The 15,858-nt window shown below is 70.6% G+C and carries 13 protein-coding genes; 5 read left to right on the forward strand and 8 right to left on the reverse strand.

Translation table 11 applies throughout. From position 1 onward, the window contains the following. Positions 1 to 93: 93 nt before the first annotated feature. From JR065_RS14080 to nfi, 4 genes are all read right to left on the reverse strand, one after another. On the reverse strand, positions 94 to 564 hold the full coding sequence (locus JR065_RS14080) for a hypothetical protein (RefSeq protein WP_206234886.1): 471 nt from the start codon (positions 562 to 564) through the stop codon (positions 94 to 96). 371 nt (positions 565 to 935) lie between these two features. Then, entirely contained in the window at positions 936 to 1,652 is a 717-nt protein-coding gene (aqpZ, locus tag JR065_RS14085) for an aquaporin Z (protein ID WP_206234888.1), read from the reverse strand. A 151-nt stretch (positions 1,653 to 1,803) separates the two neighbouring features. Then, positions 1,804 to 2,673, reverse strand: a complete 870-nt coding sequence (locus JR065_RS14090; RefSeq protein ID WP_206234889.1) for a pirin family protein — start codon at positions 2,671 to 2,673, stop codon at positions 1,804 to 1,806. 229 nt (positions 2,674 to 2,902) lie between these two features. After that, on the reverse strand, positions 2,903 to 3,643 hold the full coding sequence (nfi, locus tag JR065_RS14095) for a deoxyribonuclease V (protein WP_241093627.1): 741 nt from the start codon (positions 3,641 to 3,643) through the stop codon (positions 2,903 to 2,905). A gap of 362 nt (positions 3,644 to 4,005) precedes the next feature. Here nfi and gpmA point away from each other — a divergent pair, with 362 nt between their 5' ends. From gpmA to JR065_RS14110, 3 genes are all read left to right on the forward strand, one after another. Continuing rightward, complete coding sequence (gene gpmA, locus JR065_RS14100; RefSeq protein ID WP_206234890.1) at positions 4,006 to 4,755, forward strand: 2,3-diphosphoglycerate-dependent phosphoglycerate mutase; 750 nt, start codon at positions 4,006 to 4,008, stop codon at positions 4,753 to 4,755. A gap of 184 nt (positions 4,756 to 4,939) precedes the next feature. After that, positions 4,940 to 5,203 (forward strand): SHOCT domain-containing protein, encoded by a 264-nt coding sequence (locus JR065_RS14105; RefSeq protein WP_206234891.1) that lies wholly within the window; start codon positions 4,940 to 4,942, stop codon positions 5,201 to 5,203. A gap of 216 nt (positions 5,204 to 5,419) precedes the next feature. Then, positions 5,420 to 7,501, forward strand: a complete 2,082-nt coding sequence (locus JR065_RS14110; protein ID WP_206234892.1) for a M13 family metallopeptidase — start codon at positions 5,420 to 5,422, stop codon at positions 7,499 to 7,501. Positions 7,502 to 7,580: 79 nt separating this feature from the next. Here JR065_RS14110 and JR065_RS14115 read toward each other — a convergent pair whose 3' ends face one another. Both JR065_RS14115 and JR065_RS14120 read right to left on the reverse strand, forming a co-directional pair. Beyond that, a complete protein-coding gene (locus JR065_RS14115; RefSeq protein WP_206234893.1) occupies positions 7,581 to 9,575 on the reverse strand; it encodes a glycoside hydrolase family 127 protein in 1,995 nt (664 codons plus the stop codon). Between the two features lie 39 nt (positions 9,576 to 9,614). Next, positions 9,615 to 11,015, reverse strand: a complete 1,401-nt coding sequence (locus tag JR065_RS14120) for an MFS transporter (protein WP_206234894.1) — start codon at positions 11,013 to 11,015, stop codon at positions 9,615 to 9,617. Between the two features lie 195 nt (positions 11,016 to 11,210). Here JR065_RS14120 and JR065_RS14125 point away from each other — a divergent pair, with 195 nt between their 5' ends. Then, positions 11,211 to 12,029 (forward strand): AraC family transcriptional regulator, encoded by an 819-nt coding sequence (locus JR065_RS14125; RefSeq protein ID WP_206234895.1) that lies wholly within the window; start codon positions 11,211 to 11,213, stop codon positions 12,027 to 12,029. Positions 12,030 to 12,266: 237 nt separating this feature from the next. Then, complete coding sequence (locus tag JR065_RS14130; RefSeq protein ID WP_206234897.1) at positions 12,267 to 13,826, forward strand: phospholipase D family protein; 1,560 nt, start codon at positions 12,267 to 12,269, stop codon at positions 13,824 to 13,826. Positions 13,827 to 13,943: 117 nt separating this feature from the next. Here JR065_RS14130 and JR065_RS14135 read toward each other — a convergent pair whose 3' ends face one another. Next, positions 13,944 to 15,020, reverse strand: coding sequence for a protein-glutamate methylesterase/protein-glutamine glutaminase (locus JR065_RS14135; protein WP_206234898.1), 1,077 nt, complete (start codon positions 15,018 to 15,020; stop codon positions 13,944 to 13,946). Positions 15,021 to 15,048: 28 nt separating this feature from the next. Next, positions 15,049 to 15,852, reverse strand: a complete 804-nt coding sequence (locus JR065_RS14140) for a CheR family methyltransferase (protein WP_206234899.1) — start codon at positions 15,850 to 15,852, stop codon at positions 15,049 to 15,051. Positions 15,853 to 15,858 lie beyond the last annotated feature (6 nt).

Consider the following 15,858-nt stretch of genomic DNA (forward strand, 5'->3'; position numbering starts at 1 on the left):
GGCTCAACGCCATCGCGCGTGATCGAGCGCCTTATGCCCCTCCTGGGATCGCTCCTGCATGACAGTTGACTCCTACAAGGACTTCGCGGACAGTCAGCGATCCAGCGCCAGCCGGGTCGGACTCATGTCCAGGCCCTGCACCAGCGACTGCAGCGATTGCAGCTCCTGCACGTCGCCGGCGTCGATCCAGACCTGCGCGTAGTGGTCCTCGCCCAGCTCGACCACGGTGACGCGGCGCGAGGCCAGGCCGGGGGCGTCGACGCCGCCCAGGTCGGGCCGGTACCAGTGCATGCTCTCGCCGGCGATGCTGCCTTTCTCTTCGCGCAGGTTGCGCGCCAGCGGGATGTTCGGGTCGCGCGCGGTCAGCATCATGCCCAGCACCTGGCGGCCGTCGGCGGCCATGGCCCGGCACACGATGAAGCCCTTGTCGCTGCGCTCGTTCCACTGCAGCTTCGCCTGCGGCGGCAGTGGCGGACAGTTCTGCGCCTGCTGCGCCATGGCGGCGGCCGCAGGCAGGATGGCGGCCAGAACCAAGGAGCCGGTAAGCCAGTTTGCAAGCCTCATTCGCGATGTCCCCATGCGCCGCCGCAGTGCGACGGTCTCGATCTTTTCAGCGCACGCCCACGCAGGCCGGCACGCCACGTCACCCTCGTTCCATTGCGGGATCCGTGCAGTGCATACCCCTACGCAGTGCGTGTCCCGGTGTGTGCGGCTGCAGTTGCCCCGGCCGCTGTCCCGAACCATAGCCCAGCTGGCGGCACTTGACAATTGGCGTGCCGATCCGGCTGCGGCGATCCGCAAGCCTCGCTCCGAGCCGCGAAGCCGCGATCGCGCCGCGGACGCGATTGCCCGGGTCGGTCGGCAGCAGGTAGCGTGCCGGATGTGATGTCCGGCCGCGTCCACGCCGGCATTGCGGCGTGGACGCGGTGCGGTGTTCAGCGCCTGCCAAGCACGCGGTAGAGCGCGCCACCGATCACGCCGCCGAGCAGCGGGGCGACCCAGAACAGCCAGAGCTGGCCGATCGCGCCGCTGCCGGCGAACAGCGCCACGCCGGTCGAACGGGCCGGATTGACCGACGTGTTGGTCACCGGGATGCTGATCAGGTGGATCAGGGTCAGCGCCAGGCCGATCGCGATCGGGGCGAATCCGGCCGGTGCGTTCTGGTGGGTCGCGCCCATGATGACCAGCAGGAACACCGCGGTGAGCACCACTTCGCACAGCAGGGCGGCAACCAGCGAATAGCCCCCGGGCGACAACGCGCCGTATCCATTGCTGGCGAATGCGCCGGCCTGGCCCGGATCGATCGCGAAGCCGGGCGCGCCCTGGGCGATCTGCAGCAAGACGAATCCGGCCACGATCGCGCCGGCCACCTGCGCCACCACGTAGGGCAGCACGTCGGCCATGGGGAAGCGTCCGCCGGCGCACAGGCCGAGGCTGACCGCCGGGTTGAAATGGCCGCCGGAAATATGGCCGAACGCGTACGCGCCAGTCAGCACGGTCAGGCCGAACGCCAGCGCGACCCCGAGCAGGCCGATACCCAGGGGGTTGCCGTCGCCACCGAACTTGGCGGCGAGCACCGCGCTGCCGCAGCCGCCGAGTACCAGCCAGAACGTACCGAGAAATTCCGCCGTCAGGCGTTTGGTCATTGACATAACGAGCTCCGTGTCATGAAAGGCGCCGCCCCGTGTGGGCGGTTCCGCCATTGAATAGTGCGGACGGCCTCAGTTCAACGTTTGTGCCGTAGTCATGCACGGCCACGGTCGCCGCTGCGGACGCGGCGGCGGCCCAGCGTGCCGGCAGCCCTTACTTGCCAGGCTCGGGCAGCGGGATGAATTCCTGGTCGTCGCCGGGGATCAGCCCGAAGCGTCCGTCGCGCCAGTCCTGCTTGGCCTGCTCGATGCGTTCGGTGGAGCTGGACACGAAGTTCCACCACAGGTGGCGCGGGCCGTCCAGCGGCTCGCCGCCCATCAGCATCGCCTTCAGCGGGGTCTTGGCGCGCAGCCGGCCGCGCGCGCCGGGCTCGGGCAGGATCAGGTGGCGCGCCGGCACGTCGGTACCGTCCAGCTGCGCCTCGCCTTCGAGGATGTACAGCGAGCGCTGCACGTGCCCGGCGTCCAGGTCGATTTCCGCGTCGGCCGCCAGGTCCAGCGCCACATTGAGGGTGTCGGCGAACACCTTGACCGGCGATTCCTCGCCGTAGGCGCGGCCGGCGATCACCCGCAGCCAGACCCCGTCGCGGCGCTGCTGCGGCAGCGTCGCTGCGGCGTGGTGGTAGAACGCCGGCTCGGTTTCCTCGGCCGAGCGCGGCAGCGCCACCCAGGTCTGCATGCCGTGCAGCGGATGCGGCTGGGCGCGTTCCGGCGCCGGGGTGCGCTCGGAATGGGCGATGCCGCGCCCGGCGGTCATCCAGTTGACGTCGCCGGCGCGGATCACCTGGTCCGAGCCCAGCGTGTCGCGATGGCCGATCTCGCCCGACCACAGGAAGGTGACCGTGGCCAGGCCGATATGCGGATGCGGACGCACGTCGACGCCGTGCCCCGGTTCGAAGACCGCCGGGCCCATGTGGTCGACGAACACGAACGGCCCGACGCTGCGCGCCTGCAGGCTGGGCACGGCGCGGCGCACCTGGAAGCCGCCGATGTCGTGGACGCGGGGGGCGATCAGCGTGGTCATTGCAGCGGCTCCGGGGAAAGGAGCCGCCAGCTTCGCATGCGCGCCGCGGCGGCGGCAGTGCGGCGCGGCAAGACGCAGTGTCCTGTACCGGCGTGCTCGTCGCCGGCGTGCCGCGGCCGGGCGAACTAGCGTCCGCGCAGTAGGCGCTGCGCCGCCGCTTCGTTCGGCTCGCGCAGATGGAGGCCGCTGCGCAGGCTCGCCGCCCGTCGCGTCGCCGCGCCCGCAGGCGCTACGGCGCGGCGTCGTCGCGGCCGAACAGGGATGGCGCGTCGGCGTCGACGAGCGGCATCTCGCCGCGGCGAGAGGCGAGGCGGTCGGCGAGCCGGGTCGGCTCCGGCAGGCGGTAGCCGCGCAGGTAGCGCTGCGTCCACGCCACCGCGCCGTCCACCGACACGCGGTGCCCGGGCGAGACGATCAGCGGCTTGCAGCGCGCCTTGCTGCGCAGCGCCCAGCCGACGGTGTCGCCGCGGTGCACGATCGGACTGCGCTCGCCCGGCGCAGGGCCGGGCTCGGCGCAGCGGCCGGCGAGCAGTTTCTTCGCCACGCCGATGCTGGGCAGGCCGGTGACCACGCCGAAATGCGCGGCGATGCCGAGCCGGCGCGGATGCGCGATGCCCTGGCCATCGACGAACACCAGATCCGGCGCGTGCGCCAGCCGTGCCAGGGCCGCCAGCAGCGCGGGCAGTTCGCGGAAGCTCAGCAGCCCCGGCACGTACGCCATGGAGGTCGGCACGCGTGCGATCTCCAGCTGCCGCGGCTGCAGGGTGTCGGCGTCGAGCAGCACCGCCGCGGCGCGGGTGATGCGCCCGTCGTCTTCGAAGCCGACGTCGAAACCGCCCAGCCAGCGCGGCGCCGCCGGTGCCTCGTCGACCAGGCGGACCCGCTGCGCCAGCGTGGCCTGCAATGCGCGCGCCTGCACGACGCTGCCGTCCCAGTCGCCGAACACCGGGCTGTGCGGGGAAGTATCCATGCGCCGATGATCGCGCCGCGGTCGTGGCCGTGGCGTGCAGGCCGGTGCGCTTGCGATGACGGCGGGCGTGGCGGCGCTGCGCTCGCCAGGCGACGGAGATGGCCACGTTGGATGGCGAGTTTTTGACTTGGTCTTGCAGCTGGCAAAGCGTTGCAGGAGCGACTTCAGTCGCGACGGGCTTTGCCGGGAATCCCGTCGCGACTGAAGTCGCTCCCACAGGAGTCGCTCCCACGAAGGGCATCGCCTGGATCGAAAATGCGCTCGCCGATTCCCGATACGGCCGCCGCGGCATCCCCTTGCGGCGATCCCGCTACAATCCAGGGCCGCACGACCCCACGCATCCCCCAACGGAGACCGTCGCAGTGACCCGCAAACTCGTACTGTTGCGCCATGGCCAGAGCCAGTGGAACCTGGATAACCGCTTCACCGGCTGGGTGGACGTGGACCTCACCGAGCAGGGCCGGCTGGAAGCCGCCGCCGCCGGCCGGCTGATGCGCGAGGAGGGGCTGCAGTTCGACGTGGCGCACACCTCGGTGCTCAAGCGCGCGATCCATACCCTGCAGGGCGCGCTGCAGGCGCTGGACCAGGACTGGCTGCCGGTGCGCAAGAGCTGGCGCCTCAACGAGCGCCACTACGGCGGCCTGCAGGGCCTGGACAAGGCCGAGACCGCGGCCAAGCACGGCGAGGACCAGGTCAAGATCTGGCGCCGTTCCTACGATATCCCGCCGCCGCCGATGGATGCCGAGGACCCGGGCCATCCGCTGCACGACCGCCGCTACGCCACGCTCGACCGCAACGCGCTGCCGGCCACCGAGTCGCTGGCGACCACGCTCGAGCGCGTGCTGCCGTACTGGCACGACGCCATCGCCCCGCAGCTGAAGGCTGGGCAGACGGTGCTGGTCACCGCGCACGGCAATTCGCTGCGCGCGCTGTACAAGTACCTCAACGACGTCTCGCGCGAGGACATCCTCGAGCTGAACATCCCCACGGGCATCCCGTTGCTGTTCGAACTGGACGACGAGCTGAAGGTGCAGTCCTACCGTTACCTCGGCGATCCGGAAGCGGCGAAGAAGGCCGCCGAGGCCGTCGCCAACCAGGGCAAGGCCAAGTAATCGCGAGACGGCGCCGGATGGCGAGCGCACGGCGCTCGGCTGCCGGCCAGCAACGCATCGGTCGCTGCATTCGCGCACCCTCGCGGTCTTCCGCGGCGGCGAGGGAGCGCCACACGCGAAGTCGCGGCCGTTCCCATGATCGCCGCAATCGTGCGGGGATCTCGAAGACGACAAGGAGCGCTACATGGGTGGTGTCAGCATCTGGCATGCGTTGGTCCTGCTGGTGTTGCTCGGGTTCCCGGTATTGATCGGCGTGGTGGTGTGGCTGGCGGTGCGTGCGCGCCGGCATTCGCATCCGTCGATGGTGGCCGGATCGGCACCGCCGCCGTTGCCGCCCGCGGCCACGGTGGAAGCGCGCCTGCGCACGCTCGAGGACCTGCATGCCCGGGGCGTGATCGATCAGGCCGAATACGAGCGGCAGCGCCAGGCGATCCTGGCGGCGGTGTAGCGCAGGCGATCCAGCGTCGCGGCGCTCGCTCGCTTGCTGGCCGTGAGCGTGGCCTGCAGCGCGCGCCGCAGGCCGACCGGACGCCGGCGCATGGGCCGCAGGCGGGGGGCGTTCGTGCCGCGGCGCATGACCTTTGGCCCAAGGTCGCGCCGCGCGCGACCGCTACCCTGGGCCATTGCGCCGGCCAGGCGCGCTCGTCCATTGCCGGAGACCCGCATGATTCCTCGTCGCCTCGCGCCCGCGGCGCTTGCCTTCGCCATCGCTGCCGGTGTCGCCGCACTGCCCGCGGCCGCCCATGCCGCGGAAGCGGCGCCCGCGCCGGCGCCAGGCGCGGCCGACGCGCCGCCGATCAGCCTGCGCAGCGCCGATCTGGACCCGTCGGTGGATGCCTGCGCCGACCTCAACGGCTTCGTCAACGGCAAGTGGCTGGCGGCGAACCCGGTGCCGGCCGACCGCACCACCTGGGGCAGCTTCGAACTGCTCGGCGAACGCTCGCTGGCGGTCCAGCACGCGTTGATGGACAAGCTCGCCGCCGCGCGCGCGCAGCCGGGTTCGATCCAGGCCAAGCTCGCCGACATCTGGCACACCGGCTCGGACCAGGCCGCGATCGACGCGGCCGGGCTGGCGCCGCTGCAGCCGCAGTTGCAGGCGATCGCGCAGCTGCGCGACGCGCCGGCCATCGTCGCCTGGTTGCGCCAGCGCTACGCGCAGGGCCAGGGCATGCTGTTCTCGTTCGGCGCCAATGCCGACTACAAGAACTCCGGGCAGATGATCGCCTATGCCGGGCAGGGTGGCCTGGGCCTGCCGGAGAAGGGCTACTACACCGATGCCGCGCATGCCGGCATCCGCGAGGCGTACGTGAAGTACGTCGCGCAGCTGCTGCAGTTGTCCGGCACGCCGCAAGCGCAGGCCGCGCGCCAGGCGCAGGACGTGCTGGCGTTCGAGACGCGGCTGGCCAACGCCTCGCTGTCGCGCATCGAGCTGCGCGATCCGGCCAAGCGCTACAACCCGGTCGACGTGGCCGCCGCCAACGCGATCACCCCGCGCCTGGACTGGGCCGCGTTCTTCGACGTGCTGCAGGTGCCGGCGGCCGGCACGTTCTCGCTGGCGCAGCCGGGCTTCTTCGCCGAGCTGGACAGGATGCTGGGCGAGGTGCCGGCGGAGACCTGGCAGGCCTACCTGCGCTTCCACACCCTCGACGACGCGGCGCCGTACCTGAGCCATCCGTTCGAGCAGGCCAACTTCGCCTTCTACCAGCAGACCCTGCGCGGACAGAAGCAGATGCTGCCGCGCTGGAAGCGCGTGCTCGGCACGGTCAACGAGAGCATGGGCGAGGCGCTGGGGCAGTTGTACGTGCAGGCGGCGTTCCCGGCCCAGTCCAAGCAGCAGATGCAGCACCTGGTCGACAACCTGTCGCTGGCGCTGAAGGCGCGGCTGCAGCGGCTGGACTGGATGAGCCCGCAGACCCGGCAGCGCGCGCTGGAGAAATGGGCCAGCTTCACCCCCAAGATCGGCTACCCGGACCGCTGGCGCGACTGGAGCGGGCTGCGCACCACCGCGTCCAGCTACCTGGAGAACGTGCAGGCCGCGCGCGCGTTCAACTACCGCTACATGCTCGACAAGATCGGCAAGCCGGTGGACAAGCGCGAGTGGCACATGACCCCGCAGACGGTCAACGCCTACTACAACGCCACCCGCAACGAGATCGTGTTCCCGGCCGCGATCCTGCAGCCGCCGTTCTTCGATCCCGGCGCCGATCCGGCGCTCAACTACGGCGGCATCGGCGCGGTGATCGGCCACGAGATGATGCACGGCTACGACGATTCGGGCAGCCAGTTCGACGCCCAGGGCAACTTCGACAACTGGTGGACGCCGCAGGACCGCGCCTTGTTCACCCAGCGCACCGACCGGCTGGTGGCGCAGTTCGACGCCTACGAGGCGGCGCCGGGCCTGAAGGTGAAGGGCAAGCTGACCCTGGGCGAGAACATCGGCGACCTCGGCGGACTGACCGTGGCCTATGACGCGTTGCAGATGGCGCTGAAGCAGGACCCGCAGCGCGACCGCCGCATCGACGGCTACACCCAGCAGCAGCGCTTCTTCATGAACTGGGCCACGGTGTGGCGGCGCAACTTCACCGACGGCGAACTGAAGGTGCGGCTGAACACCGATCCGCACGCGCCGGCCAGGTTCCGCGCGATCGCCGCGCCGTCGAACCTGCCGGCCTATGCGCAGGCGTTCCAGTGCAAGGCCGGCGACGCGATGCTGCGGCCGGACGCCGAGCGCGTGCGCATCTGGTAGGCGGCCGCGGCGACGGCGCGCAAGGCACGCCCGTGCCAGGCGCGCCTGCGCGGACCGTCGCCGCGCAGGTTCGCGGCCGTCAGCCGTCGCCGCACGTGTCCACCCACACCCGCATCTCGCCCTCGCCGCGGTTGGCCCAGGCGAAGTAGGGCACGAAGGTCAGGGTCTGCGCCTGCCGCGCCCGCGGCGGCGCGTCGTAGCGGTACAGCGGCGACGCGTCGGCCTGCGCATCGTCGCCGCCGTGCAGGCGCTCGCCGTCGGCCTGCAGCAGCACCTGGCCGGCCAGGGTGCCGTCGCCCGGCGCGGTGCGGATCGCGGCGGTGGCGGGCAGGCGCAGCTGGTGCAGCTGCGCGCCGTTGTCGGCCTGCTCCAGGCAGTACACCAGCGGCCCGCGCTGCAACGCGACCTTGCCGGCCAGATGGCGCACGCGCGGATGGCCGCTGACCCGCATCACCGGCATCGGCAGCCGCAGTTCCAGCCGGTCGCCGCGCTGCCAGCGCCGGCGCAGCACGCAGTAGCCGTGCTGCAGGTTTTCCTCGATCGCCACCGCCTCGCCGTTGAGGCGCAGCTGCGGCGTGCGGCACCAGTCCGGCAGGCGCAGCGCCAGCGCGGCCTGGACCGGCGCGTCGCAGTCCACGCTCAGCTCGACCTGTTCCTGCCAGGGGTATTCGCCGCGCTGGCGCAGGGTCAGCGTCTGCCCGTCCACCTCGAGGGCCGCGTCGCTGCCCACGTACAGGTTCACGTACAAGGTGTCGTCGCGGCGGGTGTAGATGTAGTGGCCGAGCGAGGTCAGCACGCGGGCGATGTTCGGCGGGCAGCAGGCGCAGCCGAACCAGCGCTGGCGCACCGGCTTGACGTGGTCGAAGGTGTGGTTGCCGTGCACCGTGGGCGGATGCACCTCCAGCGGATTGACGTAGAAGAAATGGCGCCCGTCCAGCGCCATGCCGGCCAGCACCGTGTTGTACAGCGCGCGCTCCATCACGTCGGCGTAGCGGCTGTCCGGCGCCAGCTGCAGCATGCGGTTGGCGAACATCATCAGCCCGATCGAGGCGCAGCTTTCGTTGTAGGCGGTGTCGTTGGGCAGGTCGTAGTCGACGCTGAAGGCCTCGCCGTAGCTCTGCGCGCCGATCGCGCCGGTCAGGTACATCTGCCGCTGGGTGGTGTTCTCCCACAGCCGCTCGCAGGTCGCGCGCAGCTGCGCATCGCCGCTGTGCCGCGCCAGGTGCGCCACGCCGGCATACAGGTAGACGAAGCGCACCGCGTGGCCCACCGCGGTGGTCTGCAGCGCGACCGGCACGTGCGCCTGGCTGTAGGCCTTGTCCTCGATCATCCACGCCGGCCCGTGGCCGCCCCAGAAAAAGCTGCGGCCGCGCTTTTCGTATTCCTCGTCGTAGTAGTGCGGGGTGCGGCCGCGCTGCTCGACGAAGTAGCGGGTCAGCGCCAGGTAGCGCGGCTCGCCGGTGGCTTCGTACAGGCGCATCAGGGCCAGTTCGATCTCCGGATGCCCGGGGTAGCCGTGCAGTTGGTCGGGGCCGGGGCCGAAGGTCGCGTCGATGTGGTCGGCGAGCCGGCACACGATGTCCAGCAACGCGCGCTTGCCGGTGGCCTGGTGGTAGGCGACGCCGGCCTCGATCATGTGCCCGGCACAATACAGCTCGTGGCATTCGGCCAGGTTGGTCCAACGCTGCTCCGGCGCCTTCACGGTGAAATAGGTGTTGAGGTAGCCGTCGGCCTGCTGCGCGGCGCCGATCAGCTCAATGGTGGCGTCGGCATCGCGTTCCAGCGCCGGATCGGGATGCTGCGCGAGCAGGTAGGCCACCGCTTCCAGCCATTTGGCCACGTCGCTGTCCTGGAACACCATTCCGTAGAACGCGCCGTCGCTGCGGCCGGCGGCGATGCGGAAGTTCTCGATCGCGTGGCTGGGCTCGGCGTCGGCCACCTGGTCGTTGAGCGCATCCCACTGGTAGGGCAGCACCACCTCCTGCACCAGGCGCTGGTAACGCTGCCAGAACGGATCGGCGATGCGCAGGCGGTCGAGCGGGAGTTCGGGCGGCGGGGCGAGCGAAAGCGGCATGGAGGAGTCGATCCTTGGAGGGGGAGAGAGGGAAGGGCGTCAGTGCACCGGGCGCGCGGCCAGGTCGGCGGCGACCTCGGCCAGCAGCGGCCGGCGCAGGCGGCAGCGGTAGATCACCGCGGCCAGCAGCAGGTGGATGGCCGCGGGAATCAGCGTTTCCAGCAGGGTGATCGCCTGCAGCGAGGCGGCGGTCTGGTGTTCGGCGCCGGCGCGGTAGCCCACGCGCACGAACAGGTAGCTGATCACCACCGCGCTCGAGGCCCAGGCCAGCTTGATGCAGAACAGGTTGAAGGCGAAATTGATGCCGGAGGAACGCACCCGGTTCTTCCAGGCGCCGTAGTCGTCGGCGAAGGCCATGATCGAGAAGTGCAGCGGCAGCGCGAAGCCCAGCACCAGGCAGTTGGCGAAGATCAGCCCCAGCCACAGCGTCTGCTGCCCGGGACCGGTCGGCATCCACCACTGCAGCACGCCCAGCGCGGCCAGCGCCAGGTTGGTGTGCAGGTACAGCGCCAGCGGATCGAAGCGGCGGCACAGCGCGTTGACCACGATCGCGCCGAGCACCGTGGCCAGCGCCACCATCGCGAAGAACAGCGAGGCGTAGCCGGCGCTGCCGCCCAGCACGTAGGTGATGAAGTACAGGTAGCCGCCGCCGCGGATGTTGAACACGTTGATCAGCAGGAAGGACATCAGCAGCACCAGGCGCATCTGGTCGTTGCGCAGCAGCCCGCGCAGGTGCTGGCCGATGCTCGCCTCGCCCAGCAGGCTGACCGGCACGCGCTCGCGCACGGCGAAGAAGCAGCACAGGAACATCGCCACCGCCAGCCCGCTGAGCAGGCCCACGCCGAGCTGGTAGCCGCGCGCGGCGTCGCCGTCGCCGAGCACCCGCACCAGCCACGGCAGGCCGACCGAGACCAGGAAGCCGGCGACGCCGCACAGCACGAAACGCCACGACTGCGCCGAGACCACTTCGCGGTGGTCGCCGGTCATGCTGTTGATCAGCGCGCAGTACGGCACGTTGATCGCGGTGTAGCACAGCGACAGCAGGAAATAGCTGGCGAAGGCGTAGGCCACCTTGGCCGCGTAGCCCAGTTGCGGGGTGCTGAAGGTCAGCACGCAGGCGATGCCGATCGGCAGCGCGATCCACAGCTGCCAGCCGCGGAAGCGGCCCCAGCGGCTGCGGGTGCGGTCGGCGAGCATGCCCATCAGCGGGTCGGACACCGCGTCGGCGACGCGCAGCACGGTGAACAGGGTGCCGACCAGCGCCGGAGTCAGGCCGAACACGTCGGTGTAGAAGAAGGTGAGGAAATTGGCGATCAGGCAGGTGACGATGGTGCCGCCGGCATCGCCCAGGCCGTAGCCGAACTTCTCCACGCGCGAGAGCTTGTGCGTGGCCGCCGGGCTGGCGCCGGCTGCGGCGGCGGGAACGGCGGTCGCATTCAACGGTACGTTTCCTTGCGGGAGGCGCGGTTCGCGGCGCCAGGCCAACGTCGCACGCCGCCGGCGCCGGAACAAGAGCCGGCGCGGTATAAAAACGGTACGATTCCGACCTGCGCGGCCGCGGCGGCGCACGCGGCCATGCCGCGCCATCATTGCTGCAGTGCAGCGTGCCATTCGTGGCGGGGAGACGCTTCCGACATGCTCGAACTCGCAGTCGCCTATCCGATCCGGGTCCAGAACGGCGGCCTGTTCATTTCCCGCGGGGTCGGCGCGCATCCGGCGCGGGTGATCCAGTCCTACGAGCTGATCTTCGTCGAGCGCGGCACCTTGTCGATCCGCGAGCAGGACACCGACTTCCACATCGGCCCCGGCGAGACCCTGATCCTGTGGCCGGGACGCGAGCACGCCGGCCTGGGCCGCTTTCCCGACGAGCTGCGCTTCTACTGGGTGCATTTCGAACTGGAACCGGGCGTGGCCGCGGCGGACCATGCGGTGGCGCTGTCGATGCCGCAGCGCACCGCGATCCGCGACCCGGAACGCTTCGTCGGCCTGTTCCGCTGGTTCCTCAGCGAACAGGAGGAGCGGCGCGCGCTGCCGATGCTCGAGCCGATCGTGCTGTCGATGCTGCAGTGCGTGGCCGGCGCCTGGCCGGACCCGCACGATTCCGATCGCGCCGGGGTGGCGCTGGCGTACCGCGCCAGGCAGCTGATCGGCACCCAGTTCCACACCGCGCTCAACGCGTCCACGCTGGCCGCGCAACTGCATTGCAATCCGGACTATCTGGGGCGCATCTACCGGCGCGCGTTCGGCACCACGCTGACCGAGGCGATCCACCGCCAGCGCATCGCCTTCGCCGAGAAGCTGCTGCTGGTGAACACCTGCACCGTCGATGAGGTCGCGCAGCGTGCCGGCTTCAGCGACGGCGGCTACTTCCGCCGCATCTTCCGCCAGCGCCTGGGCATGACCCCGACCGCGTACCGGCGGCTGTACTGCAAGGAGCACATCAACTCGGGCTGAGGCGCGGGCGCGGCCCGCTGGGCGACACCGGCTTCGACTACGACATCTACCTCAACCGCTCCGGCACCAGCGCCATCGGCAAGGCCACTACATCGAGGGCCTGTTCCTGTCCAGCGGCATCATCCGCAACAGCGCTGGGTTGCTCCACGGCCGCGCGCCGGCGCAGCACGGCGGCGGCCGCGCAGCCGCCTACACATCGCATTGCCTACACTGCGCCGACTTCCCGGGAAGCAGGCAATGAAGAAGAAAACGCTGAAGTGGAGCGGCATCGCGCTGGCGGCATTCGTGCTGGCCTCGTTGGCGACGCTGTACGGCTACGGCCGCTTCGCCGACCGGGTGCGCGGCCCGGCCAGCCATGCGCTGCCGGCGGACGCGCTGCGCACGCCGATCGACCGCGTGGTGGCGCCGCTGACCGCGGCCCACCCCGGGCGCAGCGGCATGGTGATCCTGCCCGACAACATCGACGCCTTCGCGGTGCGCGCGGTGGCGGCGCGCGCGGCCGGGCGCAGCCTGGACCTGCAGTACTACATCTGGCGCCCGGACTTCACCGGCAACCTGCTGCACAACGAGCTGCTGCGCGCCGCCGACCGCGGCGTGCGCGTGCGCCTGCTGCTGGACGACATGAACGTGCACGGCAGCAAGTCGGTGCTGGCCGCGCTGGACAGCCATCCGCTGATCGAAGTGCGGCTGTTCAATCCCACCCGCGCGCGCGAAGGCACGCTGATGCGCGGCGTGGAGATGGCGCTGCGGCTGGTCAGCGTCAACCGCCGCATGCACAACAAGGCCTGGATCGCCGACGGGCGCATGGCCGTGGTCGGCGGGCGCAACATCGGCGACGAGTATTTCGATGCGGCGCGCGACACCAACTTCATGGATACCGACGCGGCGGTGGTCGGGCCGGCGGTGGCGCAGGCCGCGCAGATCTTCGACGCCTACTGGAACAGCCGCACCGCGGTGCCGCTCGGCGCCCTGGTGCAGGCCGAGCCGGACGCGCTGGCCAGGCTGCGCGCCAGCCTCGACGCCGGCCTGCGCTCGGCGCGGGCGCACCCCTACGTGCAGCGCCTGCGGCAGGCGCCCAGCGTGCGCAACCTGGTCGAGGGCGAGCGGCCGATCCACTGGAGTGCCGATGCCCGGATCGTGTCCGACCCCCCGGAGAAGGCCGAAGGCGCGCCGCCGCGCGCGGACTGGATGACGCCGGTGCTGGTCGGCGAGATGGCGCACGCGCAGCGCGAGCTCAAGCTGATCTCGCCGTACTTCGTGCCGGGCGAGGAGGGCATGCGCTGGATCGGCCAGCTGCGCCGGCGCGGGGTGGCGGTCGGCGTGCTGACCAACTCGCTGGCCGCCAACGACGTGGTCGCGGTGCACGGCGGCTACGCCGGCTACCGGGCGCCGCTGCTGCGCCAGGGCGTGTCGCTGTTCGAGCTCAAGCCCGAGGGCGACCCGGGCGGCAGCCTGTTCGGCTCCAGCGGCGCGAGCCTGCACACCAAGGCCTTCGTGGTCGACGGGCGCGGCGGCTTCATCGGCTCGTTCAACCTCGACCCGCGTTCGATGAACCTCAACACCGAGATGGGCCTGCTGTTCCGCGACCGCGCCGCGGCGGCCGAGCTGGAGCGGCTGTACGCGGCCAAGGTGTCGGCGCCGGTGAGCTACCGGCTGGCGCTGCAGGACGGTGCGCTGCGCTGGCACGACGACGCGGCGCAGCCGCCGCGCAGCTGGGACCGCGAGCCGGAAGCGGGCATCGGGCGCCGCGCCGCGGCGCGGGTGATCGGCTGGTTGCCGCTGGAGTCGCAGCTGTAGGGGCTGCGGCGAGACGATCCATGTGGGAGCGACTTCAGTCGCGACAGGCATTATCGGTAAAGCCCGTCGCGACTGAAGTCGCTCCCACAAGTCGCTGCATCCGGATCCGAAATCGCGCTAGCCGAGGTGCTGCACGATCTCGCGCGCCATCGCGCCCAGCGGCAGCACCTTCTCCGCGCCGCCGCGCTTGATCGCTTCCTTGGGCATGCCGAACACGATGCTGGTCTGCTCGTCCTGGGCCACGGTGCGCGCGCCGGCCTGGCGCATCTCCAGCAGGCCGGCCGCGCCGTCGTCGCCCATGCCGGTCATGATGATGCCCAGCGCGTTGCCGCCGGCCGCGCGCGCGGCGGAACGGAACAGCACGTCCACCGACGGGCGATGCCGGTTCACCGGCGGCCCGTCCACCACTTCGACGAAATACTGCGCGCCGCTGCGGCGCAGCAGCATGTGCTTGCCGCCCGGCGCGATCAGCGCGCGTCCCGGGACCACGCGGTCGTTGTTGGCCGCTTCCTTCACCGCGATGTGGCACAGGTTGTCCAGCCGCGCGGCGAAGGCGGCGGTGAACTTCTCCGGCATGTGCTGGACCACGACGATGCCGGGGCAGACCCGCGGCAGCGCGGCCAGCACTTCCTCGAGCGCCTGGGTGCCGCCGGTGGAGGTGCCGATCGCCACCACCCGCTCGGTGGTCTGCGCCAGCGGCCGCGCGCCCTGCGCCGGCAGGATCACGTCGGCGCTGTGCTTGGCCTCCGGCTCCATCGGCGGCGCGCTGGCGCGCGCGGCCAGGCGCTTGACGTTGGCGCGCGCGGCGGTCTTCACCGTGGCGATCAGTTCGTCGGCCGATTCGGTCAGGAACTGCTTCAGGCCCAGCTTGGGCTTGGTCACCACCGCCACCGCGCCGGCGGCCAGCGCGTCCATGGTCACCCGCGCGCCCTTCTCGGTGAGCGTGGAGCAGATCACCACCGGGGTCGGGCGCTCGCTCATGATCTTGCGCAGGAAGGTGATGCCGTCCATCTTCGGCATCTCCACGTCCAGCACGATCACGTCCGGCCATTGCTGGCGCATCTTGTCCATCGCCAGCAGCGGGTCGGCCGCCGAGGCGATCACCTCGATGCCCGGCGCGCCGTTGAGCACGGCGACCAGCACCTGGCGGACCACCGCCGAGTCGTCGACCACCATGGCCTTGATCGTATTCATGAGGTTTTCCCAGTGAGTGCCGGCGCGGTCACGGCTTGCGGAACACCGACGGCGCCACCTGCACCACGTCGCTGCTGACGTCGTTCAGGCTTTCGGAGTGGCCGATGCAGAAGATGCCGCCGCTCTTGAGCGTGGACAGCACCCGCGCGACCACCTCGCGCTTGGTCTGGCCGTTGAAGTAGATCATCACGTTGCGCAGGAAGATCACGTCGAACTGGCCCAGGTTGGGCAGCTTGGTGTTGAGGTTGGCATGCAGGAAGCGCACCTGCTCGCGGATCTTGCGGTCGATCAGCAGGCTGCCTTCGTACTCGCCGCGCCCCTTCAGGCAATAGCGCTTGAGCAGCGCCGGCGGCACGTGCTCGATGCGCTGCAACGGGTAATGGCCGGTGCGCGCCTTGGCCAGCACGCGGGTGCTGATGTCGGTGCCCACCACCTCGTAGTTGCGCCCGTTCATCGCATCGTCCAGCACCATCGCCATGCTGTAGGCCTCCTCGCCGCTGGAGCTGGCCGCGCTCCAGCAGCGGAACGGCGCGCTGCCCTTGTGTTCGCTGGCCAGCTTGCGCAGCAGGTCGAAATGCTTGGGTTCGCGGAAGAAATAGGTCTCGTTGGTGGTCAGCAGGTCAATCGCGGTCTGCACCTCGGCGCTGCCTTCGCGGCTTTCCAGCAGCTTCATGTACTGGGTGTAGGTCTGCAGCGAGTGCGCCTTCAGGCGCTTGCCCAGGCGGCCGCACAGCATCGCCTTCTTCGCCGGCGAGATGGTGATGCCGGCGGCGTCGAAGATGAAGCGCTGGAAGCGCCCGAATTCCTGTTCGGTGATGATGTCGGTGGTCATGATCGG

The sequence above is a fragment of the Xanthomonas sp. genome (assembly GCF_017163755.1).
In the GTDB taxonomy this organism is placed as follows: Bacteria; Pseudomonadota; Gammaproteobacteria; order Xanthomonadales; family Xanthomonadaceae; genus Xanthomonas_A.

Coding starts and splice junctions, on each gene's coding strand:
- JR065_RS14080 (WP_206234886.1), bottom strand. CDS start 564: ATGAGGCTTGCAAACTGGCTTACCGGCTCCTTGGTTCTGGCCGCCATC.
- aqpZ (WP_206234888.1), bottom strand. CDS start 1,652: ATGTCAATGACCAAACGCCTGACGGCGGAATTTCTCGGTACGTTCTGG.
- JR065_RS14090 (WP_206234889.1), bottom strand. CDS start 2,673: ATGACCACGCTGATCGCCCCCCGCGTCCACGACATCGGCGGCTTCCAG.
- nfi (WP_241093627.1), bottom strand. CDS start 3,643: ATGGATACTTCCCCGCACAGCCCGGTGTTCGGCGACTGGGACGGCAGC.
- JR065_RS14105 (WP_206234891.1), top strand. CDS start 4,940: ATGGGTGGTGTCAGCATCTGGCATGCGTTGGTCCTGCTGGTGTTGCTC.
- JR065_RS14110 (WP_206234892.1), top strand. CDS start 5,420: ATGATTCCTCGTCGCCTCGCGCCCGCGGCGCTTGCCTTCGCCATCGCT.
- JR065_RS14115 (WP_206234893.1), bottom strand. CDS start 9,575: ATGCCGCTTTCGCTCGCCCCGCCGCCCGAACTCCCGCTCGACCGCCTG.
- JR065_RS14125 (WP_206234895.1), top strand. CDS start 11,211: ATGCTCGAACTCGCAGTCGCCTATCCGATCCGGGTCCAGAACGGCGGC.
- JR065_RS14130 (WP_206234897.1), top strand. CDS start 12,267: ATGAAGAAGAAAACGCTGAAGTGGAGCGGCATCGCGCTGGCGGCATTC.
- JR065_RS14135 (WP_206234898.1), bottom strand. CDS start 15,020: ATGAATACGATCAAGGCCATGGTGGTCGACGACTCGGCGGTGGTCCGC.
- JR065_RS14140 (WP_206234899.1), bottom strand. CDS start 15,852: ATGACCACCGACATCATCACCGAACAGGAATTCGGGCGCTTCCAGCGC.